Raw genomic sequence first — 17,442 nt, forward strand, 5'->3', positions numbered from 1 at the left:
GCGATCTCTGAGCGGCTAGAATGGATCAGCGGCTATTGTGTTCAAAAAAACACGCAATAGCCGCTGATCCATTAGCGCAAAAATGATATGAATCGCTAAAATAGGCCCAACTTATCCGGTTTTTCCCTGCCGCCGTGGGCGTTGGCCTGAGAATCCTACGATGTTTTCATATTGTCGATCCGTAAAACTAAGGATTCCGCGCGCTGGTCGACCTGCTCGCCAGCGACGCCACCCCGGCCCCATCGACCGTTGATATCGGCCTGCACATCGTCGAGCACGCTTCCGTAAGGGACAGACAATGTGCACCTTGCGGTCATCGACATGGGCGTGATGGGATCGGCGATCGCCTGCCGGATAGCCCGATCGTCCTCCGCCTTTACGACCGCGATCCTGCGCAGATAGCGCCGCTGATCGCGCTCAGCGCGACCGCAACTACGAGCGATCGCAGGCCGCGCGGTGCGCGGATCGTGGAGGGCGACGCCGGTCCGAAGACCTTCATCCCGCACCTAGTCGCGCTGCATCTATCGGGGCGATTCCCTTTCGACCAACTGATCCGCTTCCATCCTTTCGAAAGCATCAATGACGCCTTCCGCGATTCGGAGAGCGGCGTAGCGATCAAGCCGATCCTCCTTTTTTCTGACCACTGCGTGATTGCGAATGGAGAATGAGACGCTGACGGCATACGGCCATCATGTGGGCCCGATCATGACGCAGTGAGTCACACCATCTATAGGAAGCGGCAGCCGCCAACCAAACAGGGGCTGACATTCCCGCTTCCGCCGGGCGGCAACCATAGTATCGCTTGGCAACCAATCCCGTGGCAGGAGGTTTTTCGGCAATGGACGATGAGATTATCAATACGCCCGAAGGCCCCATGACATGGGCGGCTTGGAAGAAAAAGAATCCCGTGCAAATTCCCTCCCGCCGCACCAAGGGAAAGAAACTGCCGAACAAAGTGAAATTGCGGACCGATGAAACATGATGCCTCGTCGCCATGCTGGCGCCGTCATGGTATGAAAGCACAACCGCCCATGCTGCCGAACAGGCCACCGATTCATGGTTAACAATCTGATCTGATTTCATATTTGTTGCGTTTGCGCCGTCTGGCGCGATCCCTCGTTTTGAAATCGGGTCAATCTGTGCTATACAGATTTTGCTGAACGTCGCGTTTTGACGGATATCGGGCCGGTTCGGATTTCCTTTGTCCCCATTTTTGCCTCTCAAAGCCGGGATGCGCGAATTGTCGCGTGTGCCCGTGTACCTGCGACAAGGAGACTTCGTTATGATCACCGGAACCGTCAAATTCTTCAACGCCGACAAGGGCTATGGTTTCATTGCCCCCGAAACGGGCGGCGACGACGCCTTCGTACATATTTCCGCCGTTGAGCGTGCAGGCCTGCGCACGCTCGAAAAGGACCAGCGCGTCACTTATGATCTGGAGAAGGATCAGCGCGGCAAGACCTCGGCGGTCAACATTCAGGCTGCTTGAAGATTCGTGCGCCGGGCGGCCAATGCCGCCCGGCCACTTTCGGCACGTGCTTGAGACAGGATAATATACTGCATGAAAAGATATAGAGAGCCACAGTTTCAGGAGCGCATTGCTGCGGCTGCGCGCGCCCGGACCGCGGTTCTTGACCAACTGCGTGACAAGCCCCCGGTCGATGCGGCCGCCGCGGCCGAACGCGCCGAACGTCGGCTTGCAAAGGAAGCGGCCACGCGCGAAAAGCGTCAGAACGCCCTTTTGGCGGTGAAAGAAGAGAAGGCCGCCAAAAAAGCGCTGGCCCTCGATTTCGCAGCGGCAAGCGCCGCACGCCACAAGCCGATACTGACCGAAGCCGAACGCAAATCTGCGCGTGATGCGCGCTATCTTGCCCGCAAAAACCGGGCCTGATCTTGAATAGGCAGGACGCGCTTGCACCGACAGCCGGCAATCCATGGATAATGTCCAACGGCATGCCCTGTGGGATGAACCGTACCTGTCGCCTACACACAAAACGCGGCCCATGCCGCGAGGATTTTATATGCATATCACACCCGAAACCCGCAGCCGTCCGGCCCTCCGCCTGCCCTATGGCAGGTCGGTCGCACATTCCGCCACGCCTGCCGCAGCAACCCTGTCGAGCTGCCAATTGAAGCAGATCGTCGCGGCCGTGCTGGGCTGACTATCACAGGCCCTCAGGCCCATCCGATGCGGGCCTCCTACAATAAAAGGAATATCCATGAGCCGAGAAAAAATTCGCCCCTTTTTGATCACCAAGGATGAGGAAGGGAATTTCCGGCTGACCGTTCGCGAGACCCGCTATAACAGCCAGGGCTATCCGCTGGTCTCGTCACAGCTGCAGGAAGAGACCTTCAAGACGGCGGCCGCGGTGCGCAATTTTGCCCGCGACATATTCAAAGCGCAGCCTGGCCAATATTCCACCCAATAAAGCGGATATTCGCCAATGAGGGGGCCGAATTTGGCATTAGCTGCTGACGTTGCGACGATTCCGGTTGAACTGATCGACACCGCCAACCTTCCTGATGGAGGGACGCTGCGCTTGTTGCGCAGGGGCGACGATTATTCGATCCGGTTTCGCGACACGGAATTGATGGGCAACCAGGTCCGCCAGTCTGAAGAGGCGCTGGCCATACTGACATGCAAGCGGCTCACGCGAAGTGACAGCCGCATCCTCATCGGCGGGCTGGGCATGGGCTTCACGTTGGGCGCCGCGCTCAAATCCCTGCCCGCAACCGCCGCCGTCACGGTGTCGGAACTGCTCCCCGCGATCGTCGAATGGGCGAAAGGGCCGCTGGCCCACCTGTTCCATGACTATCTGGCCGATCCCAGGGTGACGCTGAAAATGGGCGATGTCCATGATGCGATCGACCAGGAGACGGCCGGCTACGACGCGATTCTGCTGGACGTCGACAACGGGCCTGACGGGTTGATCCACATCGCCAATGAACGCCTCTATTGCAATTGGGGTTTGCGTGCGGCGCATGCGGCATTACGCCCCCAGGGCATTCTGGCCATATGGTCGGCCTATCCCGACGATGCGTTCGTCGACCGGCTCGAACGCGCCCGCTTCGATGTCGAAGAGGTCTATGTTGCGGTCGTGATCGACGGCGAAAGCGCCCACCACACCATCTGGTTTGCGACCAGACAGGATTGACGGCACGTGCCTAATCGGCGGGCGTGTTGAACATGACGCAGATCCGAGTGCCCGGTCCATCCGACGCGATGCTGACGCTGGCACCCATGCGCGAAGCGGCGGACTGGACGATGGCCAGCCCCAGGCCCGTCCCATCTGCTCCGGTCAGGCCCGCGGCGCGGAAGAAGCGCTCGAATATCCGGTCATGATATTTGGACGCGATGCCCGGCCCATCGTCGCTGACTGTCAGGCGGACATGGTCGGCTTCGCGCGCCAACAGGACGGTTACCATGCCGCCGCGCCCATTATAGCGGATGCCATTGTCGATCAGGTTGGCGATGATTTCGAACACCAGCGTTCGGTGCGCCTGGACCAGATAACTTTCGCCGTCCTGCGCATCGAGGTCGAGTTCTACCCCCGCCTGGATCGCCTGGTTGATGAGGCGGCCGATGACTGCGCTGCTCACCTCCTTCAGGTCCACCGCCTCCAAAGGCGGCGACACGCCCCCCTCTTCGGCGCGGGCAAGCGCCAGCAATTGCGTCACCAGCCGTTCCAGCCGCTGCACCGCGTCGGCAATCTCATCCAACGCGGCGGACGATCCGCGCCGCGCCAGTTCGACCTGCACCTTGAGCACTGACAGCGGCGTGCGCATCTGGTGCGAAGCATCGGCGGTGAAGCGCCGAACGCCCCCGGTCGCCTTGTCGAGCTGCGCCAGCAGATGGTCGAAGGCGGTGGCGAGCGGCCGCAATTCATTGGGTAGCGGCCCTGCGTCGAGCGGTGAAAAATCGGGTCGCAGGCTCGAATCGCGCGCCTCCACCGACCGGCGCAGGCGCGCGAGCGGCCGCAGGCTCCACCCCAAAGCCGGGCGCAGCAGCAGCACAGCGACCCCGACCAGCGCCACTTCGCCCAGCAACAGCGCGATGGTGAGTTGCCCCGCTAGCGTCTTGCGATTGTCGAGCGTTTCGGCGACCTGGATGATGACCGGCTGGACAATTCGGGGCAGCATTCGTTTCACCTCCGCAATGCGGACACCCTGGTCGCGATAGCGGGCGAAGCGGAAGCGCGGCTGGTCCACGCTCAGCGTCGCCGGATCGGGCGCTGGCAGATCGGCATAGCCAGTCAGCAAATCACGTCCCACCGCGATCCGATAATAGACATTGTCGCGCTCGCTATTCTCCAACATGCCAAAGGCGGCGGGCGGCAGGTCCAGCGTCACCTCGCCCCGCTCCACCTGCACCGTTTCGGCGATCGCGCCCAGCGCGCCGCCCAGCACCCGGTCGTTGGTCCGGCGCACCACATCGGCGATCAGCGTCGCGCCGCCGATGCCGATGATCGCCGCGGCGCCCAGCAGTGGCCCCAGCATCGCGGCGAGCAACCGCGTGCGCAGCGCAATGGCGCGCGCGCCCTTAGCCGGCATCGAGCATATAGCCTACGCCCCGCACCGTACGGATGCCCGGCCCATCGGGCGCCAGCTTGGCGCGCAGCCGCGTCACATGCACCTCGATCGCGTTGCCCCCGACCGGGTCGTCGAAACCGAATACCTCGCCGATCAGCAATTCGCGCGGCACCACCTGCCCCGCGCGCGTCGCCAGCGCCTCCAGCACCGCCAGTTCGCGCCGACGCAGGTCGATCGGCCGTCCCGCCACGTCCACTACGCCGGAGGAGCGGTGGATGGTCAGCGTGCCGACGCGCATTTCCGGCGTCGGATCGCCGCCGCGCCGCCGCCCCAGCGCCCGCACACGCGCCTCCAGTTCCTCCGGGTCGAAGGGCTTGCGCAGATAATCGTCAGCGCCCAGGTCCAGCCCGCGCACCCGGTCATCCAGCGCGTCGCGCGCGGTCAGCATCAGGACGGGCACCTTTTCGCCCCGCCGCCGCAATTCGGCCAGCACCGCAAAGCCGTCCATGTCTGGCAGGCCCACGTCGAGGATGACGAGCGCATAGGGTTCGCTGCCGACCACGGCCAACGCATCCTCGCCGGTCGCGACATGATCGACGGCATGGCCCCCTACACGGAGCAGGGCGGAAATGCTGCGCGCCAACGCCGCGTCGTCCTCGATCATCAAAATCCGAATGGGGCACCTGATGCTGAAAGGTTGATGACAGCTTGGCTTCGTAACTGACGATCAGATTTATCCGGCGACAGAAACGGAAGAGCAAGGAGCAGTCGATGCGAAGGGTTATTCAGATCATGGCCGCCTTGGCAAGCCTGGCCGCACCGGCGACCGTGGCGGTCGCGGAGCGCCCAGCCGGCTATCCGCGCTCCTATGATCAGCTGATCGCGGCCGCGCAGGCCGAACGGCAGCTGATCGTTTACGCCAATGCCGACCGGTCGGAAATGACGCCGGTCATCCTCGCCTTCCAGCGCCGCTATCCGGGCGTCACCGTGCGCTATGGCGACCTTGGCTCGAACGAAATGTATCGGCGGTTCGTCGCCGAAACCCGCGCGCGCAAGCCGTCGGCCGATCTCGTCTGGTCATCCGCCATGGACCAGCAGGTAAAGCTCATCAACGATGGCTACGCGCAGGCCTATGCCAGCCCCGAAAAGCCCGCCCTGCCGTCGTCCGCAGTCTGGAAGAATATGGGCTTTGGCGTCACCGCCGAACCGATCGCCTATGTTTACAATAAGAAGGCGATCGCCAATCCGCCGCGCAGCCATGCCGCGCTGGAGGCGATGCTGCGCAAGGATCGCAGGGTGCTGACCGGCAAGGTCGCGACCTTTGATCCGGCACGGTCCAACACCGGCTATCTCTATCTGACGCAGGATTATGCGATCACGCGCGACACACGATCGCTAGTGGAGGCGATGGCGGCGACTCGCCCGCAACTGGCCATAACCACCGAACCGATGTTGCGGGGGGTGGCCGAAGGACGGCTGTCGATCGCCTATAATGTCATCGGCTCCTACGCCCTGGAGCGGGCGCGCCGCGACCCGCGCATCGGCGTCTTCTTCCCGCAGGATTACACCATCGTCATGTCGCGCATCGCCTTCATCGCGCGGGAAGCGCGGCATCCCGCCGCAGCGAAACTCTTCCTCGATTTTCTGCTGTCGCGCCAGGGCCAGTCCCTGCTCGCCCAGCATAGCCTCTGGCCGGTTCGCACCGATATTCGCGGCCGCCGCCTTCCCGCGGCCCAGGCGCGCCCGGTGCGCGTCGGTCCGCAACTTCTCGCCAATCTCGATCGCCTGAAACAACAGCGCTTCCTGCGCGAATGGCATGCGGTCCTCGCCTCTGGAGCCGAACGGAAATGACCTCTTCCTTCCTGCGCGGCGGTTGCGCCGCGCTGGCGCTGATCGCCACAACCCCCGCGCTCGCGCAGACCCCCAGTGCCGACGAACTCGCCGCGGTGGTTCGGGCGCAGGCAGCCGAAATCGCGACGCTCAAGGCCCGCCTGGACAAATTGGAAGGGCAGGACATAGCCCGCAATGCGGCACCGCCATCTGCGCCACAAATGGCGCAGCAACAGGCCGCTCCGCCGCTGGTGGTCACCCCCTTTGCGCCGCAGATCGTGCCGCCCGGCCCCGCCGACATCGACGTGGCGCAGGCGCGCGCCATCGCGGCCAACGAAGTCGGCCTCAAGACCGAATGGGGCGCCGGCCTGCCCGTATTCCGTTCGGCCGATGGCGTCTTCACCTACAAGCCGCGTGGCCGCATCCTGGTGGATGTCAGTTCCACCATGGGATCGCGCTATAACGGCCGCAACACCACAACGACGGGCATGCGCGCGCTGCGCCTGGGGCTGGAAGGGGGCGTCGGGCCGCATTTCTTCTACCAGTTCGAAACCGACTTCTCCGAAAATGAAGTCGACATCGTCACCGCCTTCATGGGCTGGCGCAACAAGATCAGCAGCAAAGTCGATTATGACGTGCGCGTCGGCCACCTGTTCAACGACCGCGCGTTCGAAGGCAGCACGGGGTCCGATTCCACCCCCTTCCTGGAACGTGGCACGGTATCGACCGCCATCATCCCGCAGCGCGGCTTCTATGGCATCGGCATCATGGGGCGTATGTTCGGGCCGAACTGGCACGCGTCGGTCGCTGTCACTGGCGACCGGGTGGACGGGCAGCAGGCGACCAACGACAGCCGCACCGTGTCGGCGCGCGCCCACTGGAACCCGATCAAGACCGATCGCGCGCTGCTGCATGTCGGCGCCTGGGGCTTTGACGAAGCCTTGTCCTCGGCCGCCACGACGTTGACGCGCAGCACCGTGATCGGCGGGCGCTTCAACGGCGTGGTCCGCGTGAGCACAGGCGAACTGCTGGGCGGCCGATCCACCACCGGCTATGGCGTCGAACTGGGCGGCTATAGCGGCGGCCTTTGGGTGATGGGCGAGGCCGGGCAGCGGATCGCGCGGCTCGACGCCGGACGGTCCGACTTCACGAGCAAGGCCTGGAGCGTCTCCACCGGCTTCTTCCTGACCGGCGAACTGCCGCCCTACAACCCGCGCCTGGGCAGTTTCGGCCAGCCCAATGTGCTCGATCCGGTGCTCGACGGCGGCACCGGCGCGATTGAACTGACCGCGCGCTATGAAAATCTGGATTATACCGACCTTGTCCTGGGCGGCGAAGGCTGGGCCGCGACGGTCGGGGTCAACTGGTATCTCAATAGCTTCACCCGCTTCCAGCTCAACGGCATCCAGTGGCACAGCGACAATCGCGCCGGTGCCTATACCGGCAGCGACGATGGCCAGACCATCTCCGCCCGCGTCGGCGTGACCTTCTGATCCTGACTCCTCCTACCCTTTCAAGGACGTAGCGATGAACCTTGCCCTGCTCGGCTTCCTGATGGTCGCCACCTTCATGACGCTGATTATGACCAAAAAAATGACGCCGCTGGTCGCGCTGATCGTCATCCCCTCGCTGTTCGGCGTCATCGCCGGCCAGGCCGCCGGCCTTGGCGACATGATGATCGAGGGCATCAAGAATCTTGCGCCGACCGGCGTGATGCTGCTGTTTGCCATCCTGTTCTTCTCGACCATGACGGACACTGGCCTGTTCGACCCGCTGGTCGGACGGCTGGTTCGCCTCGTCCATGGAGACCCCTTGCTGATCCTCTTGGGAACGGTCGTGCTGTGCGCGGTCGTCAGCCTCGATGGCGATGGGTCGACCACCTATATCATTTCGATCGCCGCGCTACTGCCGCTCTACAAGCGGTTCGGCATGAAGCGCATCTACCTCGTTTGCCTCCTGATGGCGACGAGCGGCATCATGAACCTGACGCCATGGGGCGGGCCGACCGCTCGCGCCGCAAGCGCGCTCAAGCTCGATCCCGCTACCCTGTTCCTGCCGCTGATCCCCGGCATGGTCGCGGGCCTCGCCTTCCTCCTCGGCCTCGCCTTTTGGTTCGGGATCAAGGAGCGGCGACGCCTGGGCCACGTCCATATGCCGCAGCGCGAACCGGTCGACATCGCCGACCTTGGCGTGTCACAATATCCTGAAGCGCGCCGCCCGCATCTGCGCTGGTTCAACGCCACCCTGGTGGTCGCGCTGCTCGGCCTGTTGGTCTGGGGCATCCTGCCGCTGTCGGTGCTGATGATGATCGCCTTCGCCATCGCCATGATCGTCAACTATCCCGGCGTCGCCCAGCAAAAGGAGCGGATCGCCGCTCATGCAGGCAATGTCCTGTCGGTCGTGTCGCTCATCTTCGCCGCGGGCATCTTCACCGGCATACTGGGCGGCACCGGCATGGTCGAAGCCATGAGCAAGGAAGTCGTCGGCTTCATCCCGCCCGCGCTCGGCCCCTATATGGCGCCGATCACGGCGTTGCTGTCCATGCCCTTCACCTTCTTCATCTCCAACGACGCATTCTATTTCGGGATGTTGCCGATCCTGGCCGAAGCGGGCGCCCATTATGGCGTGGAGCCGATGGCGATCGCCCGCGCCTCGCTGATGGGGCAGCCGGTCCATCTGCTCAGCCCGCTGGTGCCGTCGACCTATCTGCTGGTCAGCCTGGCGGGCATCGACCTTGCCGATCACCAGCGCTTCACCCTGCTGCCCGCTGCTGCCGTCTGCATCGTCATGACGCTGGTTGGCATGATCGCCCTAGCCTTCCCCTTCGTTGCATAAACAGCAAAAAGGCGCGCTGTTCCATTGGAACGGCGCGCCTTTTGTTTAGAGAATGCCCGTCAGAAAAGCGTGACCAGCCCCGTCGCCGGATCAATCGCGCCTTCATAGATCATCTTACCCGCGACATAGAGGATCACGACCAGGCCGAAATAGGCGATGGCGCGATAGCGTTCTATGACGCGCGCCAGCAGGTTGGCCGCTATGCCCATCAACGCGACCGACAAAATCAGCCCGATGACCAGGATGCCCGGATGGTCGCGCGCTGCGCCGGCGACGGCCAGCACATTGTCCAGGCTCATGCTGACATCGGCGATGGCGACCGCCCAGGCGGCCTGGGCGAAGCTGCGCGGCGCGGCCTTCCCCGCAACATCTTCGCCATCTTCCGCCGCGCCGCCCGACCGCAGCTCGCGCCACATTTTCCACGCGACCCACACCAGCAACAGGCCACCGGCGAACACCAGCCCGACCAGTTGCATGAGTTGCGTCACCAGCAAGGCGAAGGCGATGCGAAGCACCAGCGCTGCGATCACGCCGATCGCGATCACCTTGCGCCGTGACGCGGGCGGCAGGCCCGCGGCCAGCGCGCCGACGACGATCGCATTGTCCGCCGCCAGCATGATGTCGATCAGCACGACCTGGCCAAAGGCCGCCAAAGCGGAAGGGGAGCCGAGATTGGAAAAATCCGCGGCGATGTGGGTCCAGATGTCGTTCATAAATCCTCTCGCCGTAGCGAAGCGGCGACACCGGGCGTCGCCGCCGCCTCGAACGGCCTGCTCGATCGGAAAGCCACGGCCCGGCGCATCCGCGCAGAGCCGGCGACCGACTAGAAGAGGAAGCTGTCAGGCACCTTTCAGGCGAAGAGCGCCATCGCTTTCGCTATTGCCCAACCACGTCATGGTGCATCGGCGCCAGTTTCGACAGGAAGCGGTTCTGCGCCTGGAAATCAATTTTTTCTTCACGCATCGCCTGTTGCAGCAATTCGACCAGGCGGTTCATATCCTTGCGCTGCACCCCCAGATCCTTGTGCGAACTGGCCATGTCACGGCCGCTATAGGCGCATCCGGCGTTGAGAATGTAACAGAATTGCTCGACCAGAGTCCGCTGCAGCCGGACCTTGTCATGGCTGGTAAATATCTCGCCGATGACCGGATCGGCATAGGCCCGCGTCACCAGGCCATCGACCACCCGGCCAATGCCATCCTGGCCATGAAAGGCCTTGGCCATGGCATCGCCGGTAAAGGGCGCCGCGCCCGCATTGGCGTTGCTGGCGACATAGGGATCGACGCTTTCCTCGCCGGGCATGGCGTAGGGCGTCGCCTGGAGCAGGAGCAGGGACAGGATCAGCGACATTGCAATAGTCCTTAAAAGGCGGCCTGGAGCGAGAAAAGGACGCCGCGCTGGCCCTTCACCGTCGCGATCGAGCCAAGATCGACATAAGCAACCGTCGCGGTCAGGTTGCGGTTAAGCGCCACGGCGGCGAAGGCGTCGAACCAGTCATCCTCCCGCGCGATGCCCAGATTGTTCGGCTTGCTGCGAAACTCGCCGCCAATGGCCAGCCCGCGCGACAATTGCCAGGCGGCCGACCCTTCAAACTCCACGCCATAATCGCCGTTCTTGTCGCCGCCAAAGCCCAGCAGGCCCATCTGGTTCGCCTTGGTCAGGCGTGCGGTCGCCGACAGCAGGATGGAGCGGGACAGGAACAGCCGACTGACCGTGGCATAATAATCCACGCCCTCGTCATGGCGCGCGCCGATCGCGCGCACGATATCGCCCTGTCCATTTTTCTTATATTGCATGCCGACCGCGATCGCCGGCACCGCATCATAGACCAGGTCACCCGCGACGCGCAGCTTGGCACCGACGATATCCTGCGAAAAAGCATAATCCTTGCCCAGCCCCAGCGCCGCGCCGATCTCGTTCGTGTTGAAATCCTGATGGGTATAACTCAGTTCCAGCCGGTCGCGTATCCCGATGGCGACGCCGGCGCTCTGATAGTCATAATCCTTGACCTCGACGATCGTACCGTGCGCGGACAGGCCGATGCCCTCGTCCGTCTCATTGCCCGCGATCACCGCCCACGGGGTCAGGCCGCCGCCGGCCGCTCCCTCCAATGAGCTGATGCCGTTTGTCAACAGCAATTTGCCGCCATTACGGAGCGGTTTGGCCATGGCTTGCCCAGCGGGCAGAGCGGCCGCCAGCGCGGCGAGCGCGAAGAAGGAAAATCGGTTCATGCCATGCTGATAGCCTTACATGGTTAATATTCGCTTTGCCGGGCGGAGCGGCCACCGTGGCAAAAAACTCGGTCCATTCCGCACTAAACATTTGTTCAACCTTAACGGTTAGGAGAGCGCCTCATGTATTGTCTGCGCCTTGTCCCTCTCGCCCTGACCTGTCTGGCCGCGCCTGCGCTGGCGGGCGATCTCAACCTCAAACTGGTCGATACGGCGGGGCGTCCCGTCGCCGACGCCGTGGTCACGGTGCGTCCTGCAGGCGGCATCCCGCCCGGCCCCATCCGCTTTTCCTGGCCCACCACCATGGTCCAGCAGAATATCGCGTTCGCGCCGCATGTGCTGGTGGTGCCGGTCGGTACGACGGTGCGCTTCCCCAACAAGGACAAGGTGCGCCACCACGTCTATTCCTTCTCGAAACCCGCCAAGTTCGAGATCAAGCTGTTCGGCCAGGATGAAACGCGCAGCTACACCTTCACCTCGACGGGCGCGGTCGCGCTGGGGTGCAACATCCACGACCAGATGAGCGGCTTCATCAAGGTCGTTGATACCCCCTTCGCGATCAAGAGCGACGCAGCCGGCGCTGCGCGCCTGACCGGCATGGCCACCGGCACTGCGCAAGTGACGGTCTGGCATCCGCTGCTCAAGGCGAAGGATAATGAAATCGTCGTCAACATCCCTGTTCCGGCGAGCGGCGCGGCCAGTAAGACCATCCCGCTGACATTGCGCAGCGGTCGATGATCCGCACCACGGCTCTCAAGCGGCTCTGGCGGCGCACCGTCTGGCGTTTCCAGTCGACGCTCACATTCCGCATGACGCTCTTCTACGGCGCTCTCTTCGCCGTAGCGTCGATGCTGTCGCTATATGGCACGCGCAAGGCGATCGAATCCTATGCCGAAAGCCAGATCCGCCGCGAAATGACGGTCGGCAGCGCCCTGTTCGACCGGATCGCCGCGATGCAGTTTCACCAGCTGGCGCAGGCTGGTAATGTACTAGCCAACGACTTTGGCTTTCGCGAAGCGGTCGGCACTAGCGACGCAGCGACGATCGGGTCGGCGCTGCAGAGCCTGCAGGGGCGGTTCAAGATCGACCATGCCATGTTCGTAGCCGTCGACGGCACGGTCGCGGGACCTGACGAGGCGCTTTCGGCGGTGGATCGAACGCAACTATTCGACGCTTTGGATGCCGGCCGTGAACGGGGCATCGTGCGCTGGCGCGGCCAGAGCCACATGGTCGCCGCCGCGCCGGTGCGCGCGCCGATGCTGATGGGCTGGGTGGTGTTTGCCCGCAACATGGGTCCGGCGGACCTGCGACAACTCGCCCAGCTATCGTCTATCGACCTGCATCCGCAGCTCGTGCCATCGACCAGCGCCGTCGGGCGCGGGACCGAAGTGCGGGACATCGACCGGGACGGCGAACGCATCCTCAGCTGGGCGCGTCCGGTGCCCGCCTTGGTGAAGGCAGTGCCGCAACAGTTGGTGTTGGAATACAGCCTAGGCCGTGAACTCATAAAAGCGTGCATGGCTCTTGGCTGAACGGATTTGTTTGGCGTAGGGTTCGGGTGATGGTGGACTCATGCCGATAAGCAGCTTCGATTTGATGGTCGCGGTAGCGATCATGATCGGCTTACCGATAGCAATCATCTTGCTGAACCGTTGGAAGCGGCGCTCAGGATGGTGGCTGCTTGGATGCGTCATCGCCTTCGTTATCATTGGCAACATCATCGAGCAGAGCGTCGGGCGGCAATAAACAGGCCTTCCCATTTTCGCCGAACAGTGATTCAGCGTTGGTATGAGCCGATATGATCTGACCGACTTCGAATGGCGCGTGATTGAGCCGCTGTTGCCCAACAAGCCAAGGGGCGTCCCGCGCGTCGATGACCGGCGCGTGCTGAACGGCATATTCTGGGTGCTGCGATCTGGTGCGCCATGGCGCGACCTGCCCGAGCGCTATGGGCCTCGCACCACCTGCTACAACCGCTTTGTCCGCTGGCGAAAGGTGGGCGTCTGGGACCGGATGATGGACGCCATCACCGCCGCGTATGACGGTGAAATCCAAATGATCGACAGCACTTCCATCCGGGCGCACCAACAGGCTGCTACGGCAAAAAGGGGGATCGAGATCATTGTCTCGGTCGATCCCGCGGCGGCCTCACGACCAAAATCCATGCCGTCGTCGATGCGCAAGGGCTCCCAATCCGGCTCGGCCTGACTGCTGGGCAGACTCATGACGGGCAAGTTGCAGACGAACTGCTCGACCATCTCGGGCCACACATGATCGTGCTTGCCGACAAGGCCTACGATGCCGACCGCATCCGCACGCTGATCGAGGAACAGGGTGCCACGCCAAACATTCCGGCCAAATCCAATAGAAAATGGAGGCCGTGCTTCAGCAAACGGCTCTATCGGGAGCGCAACCTGATCGAGCGCTTCTTCTCCAAGCTAAAGCACTTCCGCCGTGTCGCCACCCGATACGACAAGCTCGCCGAAAACTTCCTCGCCATGGTCCAGCTCGCATCAATGCGTCTGTGGTTGCGAGCTTATGAGTCTACGGCCTAACCCGCGCGCTGCAGGGCTATGCGCCCATCCTGTGGGCCTTGTTCGGTTTCGGCGCGCTTGGCGTGGTGCTTGCGATCGTCGGCGCCTTTGCCGCCTCGCGTCGGCTGGCCCGGCCGATCATCGCACTCGAAGCCGCCGCCCGCAAGGTCAGCGCCGGCGAACATGCGCAGGTGGAGGTGGAAACCCGCGACGAGATTGGTCGCCTCGCGCGTAGCTTCAATCGCATGGTGAACGCGGTCGAGGAGCGCGAGCGCCAGATCGCGCATATGGCCTTCCATGATTCGCTCACCGGCCTTGCCAATCGCACCCTGCTACGCGAACAGATCGCGCTGGCGCTCCACCGCCATGGCGGCGCGGACTTCGCGCTCTTTTGCCTCGACCTCGACAATTTCAAGTCGGTGAACGACACGTTGGGCCATCCGACCGGCGACGCGCTGCTGTGCGAAGTCGCAACGCGCCTTGCCGAAACCTGCCCCCAGGGCTTCGTAGCCCGACTGGGTGGCGACGAATTTGCCGTCATCGTGCAGGACGGCAGCGGCGCCGCCGACCAGACCGGCCGCGCCATCGTCCAGGCGCTCACCCGCCCCTTCACCGTCAACGGCCATCGCATCGTCACCGGCGGCAGCGTCGGCATCGCGCTGGCGCCGCAGGACGGGCAGGATGCCACCTCACTGCTCAAAAATGCCGATCTCGCTCTCTACCGCGCCAAGCATGACGGTAAGGGCAGCCATCGCTTCTTCGAAAACGCCATGGACGCCGAAGCGCAGGCCCGCCGCGCGATGGAGGTCGATCTGCACGACGCGCTGCGCAACGGTGAGCTGGAACTGCACTTCCAGCCACTGTTCGGCCTGTCGCAGAACCGCGTGACCGCGTTCGAGGCGCTGATGCGCTGGAACCATCCGGTGCGCGGTCTGGTGTCGCCGATAGACTTCATCCCGCTGGCCGAAGAGACCGGCCTCATCATCCCGATTGGCGAATGGGCGCTACACGAAGCCTGCCGGATCGCGACCAGTTGGGGCGACGACATTCGCGTCGCGGTGAACGTCTCCCCGGTCCAGTTCCGCAGCTCGACGCTGAACAGCATCGTGCTCCAGGCGTTGGCGCGGTCCGGTCTGGAGCCACAACGGCTGGAGCTGGAGATCACCGAAAGCCTGTTCATCGACAATGTGGAGGCGACCCTCGCTTCGCTCCACTCGCTCAAAGTTCTAGGCGTGCGCGTCGCGCTGGACGATTTCGGCACTGGCTATTCCTCGCTCAGCTATCTGCGCAGTTTCCCTTTCGACAAGCTCAAGATCGACCGCAGCTTCATCGTCGACCTGCTCGCCAATAAGGGGGCCACCGCGATCATCCGCGCCATCACGACGCTGGCGGACGCGCTGGGGATCGAAACGACCGCCGAGGGCGTGGAAAGCAGCGAACAGCTCGACATCCTGCGGTCCGAAGGCTGCAACCAGATCCAGGGCTATCTGTTCAGCCGGCCGATTCCGGCCAGCGAGGTGCCGGCCCTGCTGGTAAAGCTGTCGGGCAGTCGCATGGCGGCCTGAGCCGCCCCGGCGTCTTTAACCGCAATGGCATACCGGCCAACCGCTTAGCTTTCTTACGTGCGCGGCGGGATCGCCATGCGCGCCACCCGCAATTTTCAGGCTTGCCAGGACCGCAACAGCCGTTCCCGCACCGCTGTGACGCTTTTTTGCGAATTTTACGCAACCGTTAGACCATGGTCGAACTCCGCGCCGCTACGGACCGCGCGGTAAGATTTCGTTAGCTGCAAATCCGTCCAAGGGAACCAGTGCTTCAACAAGGACTGGAACCCATGGCCCGAACATTGATTGCTCTTCTTGCCGCCGCGGCCGTCGCCACGCCGGCCGCCGCTTCCCAGGGACCGTTGCAGGTCGCTTCCAAGATTTTCGTCGAACAGCGCGCGCTGGACAAGGCTGGCGCGGCCAGCACCGCGCTCGCGCCCGCCACGCGCGCGGTGCCGGGCGACCATGTCGTCTTCGTGCTCGCCTATCGCAACACCGGCGCGCAGCCGCTGTCCAACATCGTTCTCGACAACCCCGTGCCCGGCGCCATCGCCTATCGCGCGCCCGGTGCCGGATCGGCCGCGCCCGAACTATCGATCGACGGCAAGACCTATGGCGCGCTCGCCCAGTTGCGCGTGCCCACGGCCAGCGGCGGCAGCCGAGCCGCCATGTCCCAGGATGTCCGCCATATTCGCTGGCGCATCGCAACCGTGCCCGCCGGAGGACAGGGCCAGTTCGCCTTCAAGGCCGTCCTCAAATGATCCCCGCTGCTCTAACTACAGGAACCCGCACTATGATCTCTCGCTCCCTGCGGCTGATGCTGCTGAGCGGCGCCGCCATCGCCGCCACCGGCACGGCCCACGCCCAATCCGCATCCACCGCGACCACTGCCGGTACGGAAGTCTCCAACACCGCGACCGTGACCTATGCCGTGAACGGCGCGTCGCAGACGACCACGTCCAACACCGCTAAGTTCGTGGTCGATCGCAAGGTGGACTTTACCGTCATCACCGACCAGACCGGCGCGACCCAGGTGAACCTGAGCCAACAGGCCGCCGTCACCAAGTTCAAGGTGACGAACCACACCAACGGCGTGCAGGATTTCTGGCTCGATCCCGACCAGACCACCCTGTCGGTCGGCATCCTGACCGGCACGGACGATTTCGACATCTCCACCATGAAGGTCTTTGTCGATAGCAACAATAATGGCGTCTATGACGTCGATGTCGATACCCAGACCTATATCGACGAACTCGCGCCCGAAGCGTCGGTCGCCGTGTTCATCGTTGGCAACATCCCCTCCACCGTGGGCATCCACGAAGCGCAGGTATCGCTGCATGTCATCGCAGCGGCAGGCGGCGCTTCCGGCACGAAGGGCAGCCTGCTCGCCGCGACCGACCTGAACCTTGGCAATGCCGACAATGTGGTCGATATCGTGTTCGCCGACGATGACAGCGACGCCGCGCTCAACCTGGGCGATATCGCCCGCAACGGCCAGGGTCGCGCCTATGCCGCCTATGTCATCGGCACGCAGAATGTGGCGCTGACCGTGACCAAGTCCGCACTCATCCTGTCGGACGGCGTCAATACGCTCAACCCCAAGGCGCTGCCCGGCGCGACGGTGCAATATTGCCTGCTCGTCCACAACGGCACTGCGCTGACGGGTGCGAACGGCGTCGCGCTGACCGACGTCGTGCCATCGAACACGACCTATGTGCCGGGTTCGATCAGCGTCGGCCTGCCCGGTGGCACCTGTGTCCTCGCCGGCACGACCGAGGATGACGATAGCGACGACACGGCGGAAACCGACGGCTTCACCGCTAATTATAATGGCGGCACGCAAACCGTCACCGCCAATGTCGGCACCGTCGCGGGCCTGGGTTCGCTGGCCGTCGCCTTCAAAGTGACGATCAACTAAACCACTGGAACAGCAAAGGA

22 protein-coding genes are annotated in these 17,442 nt (G+C 63.4%); 16 read left to right on the forward strand and 6 right to left on the reverse strand.

What is annotated here, in order from left to right:
* Positions 1–155: 155 nt before the first annotated feature.
* Positions 156–506 carry a hypothetical protein gene (locus CEQ44_RS24580; RefSeq protein ID WP_088185373.1) on the reverse strand — a complete coding sequence of 117 codons (351 nt, stop codon included), beginning with the start codon at positions 504–506 and terminating at the stop codon, positions 156–158.
* A 296-nt stretch (positions 507–802) separates the two neighbouring features.
* On the opposite strand from CEQ44_RS24580, the gene CEQ44_RS24585 reads away from it, so the two are divergent.
* The 6 genes from CEQ44_RS24585 to CEQ44_RS19910 all read left to right on the forward strand — a co-directional run bounded on the left by CEQ44_RS24585 (position 803) and on the right by CEQ44_RS19910 (position 3,155).
* Positions 803–982 carry a hypothetical protein gene (locus tag CEQ44_RS24585; RefSeq protein ID WP_140419422.1) on the forward strand — a complete coding sequence of 60 codons (180 nt, stop codon included), beginning with the start codon at positions 803–805 and terminating at the stop codon, positions 980–982.
* A gap of 300 nt (positions 983–1,282) precedes the next feature.
* Positions 1,283–1,489, forward strand: coding sequence for a cold-shock protein (locus CEQ44_RS19895; RefSeq protein WP_088185401.1), 207 nt, complete (start codon positions 1,283–1,285; stop codon positions 1,487–1,489).
* Positions 1,490–1,561: 72 nt separating this feature from the next.
* On the forward strand, positions 1,562–1,891 hold the full coding sequence (locus tag CEQ44_RS19900) for a DUF6481 family protein (RefSeq protein WP_088185371.1): 330 nt from the start codon (positions 1,562–1,564) through the stop codon (positions 1,889–1,891).
* 130 nt (positions 1,892–2,021) lie between these two features.
* Positions 2,022–2,162, forward strand: coding sequence for a hypothetical protein (locus CEQ44_RS24590; protein ID WP_176400406.1), 141 nt, complete (start codon positions 2,022–2,024; stop codon positions 2,160–2,162).
* A gap of 57 nt (positions 2,163–2,219) precedes the next feature.
* Complete coding sequence (locus tag CEQ44_RS19905) at positions 2,220–2,429, forward strand: hypothetical protein (protein ID WP_088185370.1); 210 nt, start codon at positions 2,220–2,222, stop codon at positions 2,427–2,429.
* 30 nt (positions 2,430–2,459) lie between these two features.
* Positions 2,460–3,155 carry a spermidine synthase gene (locus CEQ44_RS19910; RefSeq protein ID WP_254913736.1) on the forward strand — a complete coding sequence of 232 codons (696 nt, stop codon included), beginning with the start codon at positions 2,460–2,462 and terminating at the stop codon, positions 3,153–3,155.
* Between the two features lie 10 nt (positions 3,156–3,165).
* Here the strand turns inward: CEQ44_RS19910 and CEQ44_RS19915 are convergent, their stop codons facing one another.
* Complete coding sequence (locus CEQ44_RS19915; protein WP_088185368.1) at positions 3,166–4,551, reverse strand: sensor histidine kinase; 1,386 nt, start codon at positions 4,549–4,551, stop codon at positions 3,166–3,168.
* A complete protein-coding gene (locus CEQ44_RS19920; protein WP_088185367.1) occupies positions 4,541–5,194 on the reverse strand; it encodes a response regulator transcription factor in 654 nt (217 codons plus the stop codon). The genes CEQ44_RS19915 and CEQ44_RS19920 overlap by 11 nt, the downstream gene beginning before the upstream one ends.
* 107 nt (positions 5,195–5,301) lie before the next feature.
* Here CEQ44_RS19920 and CEQ44_RS19925 point away from each other — a divergent pair, with 107 nt between their 5' ends.
* Genes CEQ44_RS19925 through CEQ44_RS19935 form a run of 3 tightly spaced genes read left to right on the forward strand, consistent with a single transcriptional unit; the run spans position 5,302 to position 9,195 of the window.
* Entirely contained in the window at positions 5,302–6,381 is a 1,080-nt protein-coding gene (locus CEQ44_RS19925; RefSeq protein WP_088185366.1) for an ABC transporter substrate-binding protein, read from the forward strand.
* Complete coding sequence (locus CEQ44_RS19930; protein ID WP_088185365.1) at positions 6,378–7,853, forward strand: OprO/OprP family phosphate-selective porin; 1,476 nt, start codon at positions 6,378–6,380, stop codon at positions 7,851–7,853. Before CEQ44_RS19925 ends, CEQ44_RS19930 begins: the two co-directional genes overlap by 4 nt.
* Positions 7,854–7,887: 34 nt before the next feature.
* The gene (locus CEQ44_RS19935; RefSeq protein ID WP_088185364.1) at positions 7,888–9,195 is read left to right on the forward strand and encodes a CitMHS family transporter; all 1,308 of its coding nucleotides are present in this window, start codon (positions 7,888–7,890) and stop codon (positions 9,193–9,195) included.
* A 59-nt stretch (positions 9,196–9,254) separates the two neighbouring features.
* On the opposite strand, the gene CEQ44_RS19940 is transcribed toward CEQ44_RS19935, so the two are convergent.
* From CEQ44_RS19940 to CEQ44_RS19950, 3 genes are all read right to left on the reverse strand, one after another.
* Positions 9,255–9,908: a YjbE family putative metal transport protein gene (locus CEQ44_RS19940; protein ID WP_088185363.1), complete on the reverse strand. Its 654-nt coding sequence runs from the start codon at positions 9,906–9,908 to the stop codon at positions 9,255–9,257.
* Between the two features lie 163 nt (positions 9,909–10,071).
* Positions 10,072–10,545 carry a group 1 truncated hemoglobin gene (locus CEQ44_RS19945; RefSeq protein WP_176400405.1) on the reverse strand — a complete coding sequence of 158 codons (474 nt, stop codon included), beginning with the start codon at positions 10,543–10,545 and terminating at the stop codon, positions 10,072–10,074.
* Positions 10,546–10,556: 11 nt separating this feature from the next.
* A complete protein-coding gene (locus CEQ44_RS19950; protein WP_088185361.1) occupies positions 10,557–11,426 on the reverse strand; it encodes a DUF3034 family protein in 870 nt (289 codons plus the stop codon).
* Positions 11,427–11,549: 123 nt separating this feature from the next.
* Between CEQ44_RS19950 and CEQ44_RS19955 the strand changes: the two genes are divergently transcribed.
* From CEQ44_RS19955 to CEQ44_RS19980, 7 genes are all read left to right on the forward strand, one after another.
* Complete coding sequence (locus CEQ44_RS19955; protein ID WP_088185360.1) at positions 11,550–12,164, forward strand: methylamine utilization protein; 615 nt, start codon at positions 11,550–11,552, stop codon at positions 12,162–12,164.
* Complete coding sequence (locus CEQ44_RS19960; protein ID WP_088201825.1) at positions 12,161–12,958, forward strand: cache domain-containing protein; 798 nt, start codon at positions 12,161–12,163, stop codon at positions 12,956–12,958. The genes CEQ44_RS19955 and CEQ44_RS19960 overlap by 4 nt, the downstream gene beginning before the upstream one ends.
* A gap of 82 nt (positions 12,959–13,040) precedes the next feature.
* On the forward strand, positions 13,041–13,172 hold the full coding sequence (locus CEQ44_RS25160; RefSeq protein ID WP_256960052.1) for a hypothetical protein: 132 nt from the start codon (positions 13,041–13,043) through the stop codon (positions 13,170–13,172).
* Positions 13,173–13,214: 42 nt separating this feature from the next.
* A protein-coding gene (locus CEQ44_RS19965) for an IS5 family transposase (RefSeq protein ID WP_088190969.1) occupies positions 13,215–13,981 on the forward strand; the annotation gives its coding sequence in 2 pieces (ribosomal slippage) (positions 13,215–13,527 and positions 13,527–13,981; 768 coding nt in all).
* Between the two features lie 38 nt (positions 13,982–14,019).
* The gene (locus CEQ44_RS19970; RefSeq protein ID WP_254913772.1) at positions 14,020–15,525 is read left to right on the forward strand and encodes a bifunctional diguanylate cyclase/phosphodiesterase; all 1,506 of its coding nucleotides are present in this window, start codon (positions 14,020–14,022) and stop codon (positions 15,523–15,525) included.
* A gap of 269 nt (positions 15,526–15,794) precedes the next feature.
* Entirely contained in the window at positions 15,795–16,265 is a 471-nt protein-coding gene (locus CEQ44_RS19975) for a DUF11 domain-containing protein (RefSeq protein WP_088182245.1), read from the forward strand.
* Positions 16,266–16,297: 32 nt separating this feature from the next.
* A complete protein-coding gene (locus CEQ44_RS19980) occupies positions 16,298–17,422 on the forward strand; it encodes a hypothetical protein (RefSeq protein ID WP_254913773.1) in 1,125 nt (374 codons plus the stop codon).
* Positions 17,423–17,442 lie beyond the last annotated feature (20 nt).

It is taken from the genome of Sphingobium sp. Z007 (assembly GCF_900013425.1).
In the GTDB taxonomy this organism is placed as follows: domain Bacteria; phylum Pseudomonadota; class Alphaproteobacteria; order Sphingomonadales; family Sphingomonadaceae; genus Sphingobium.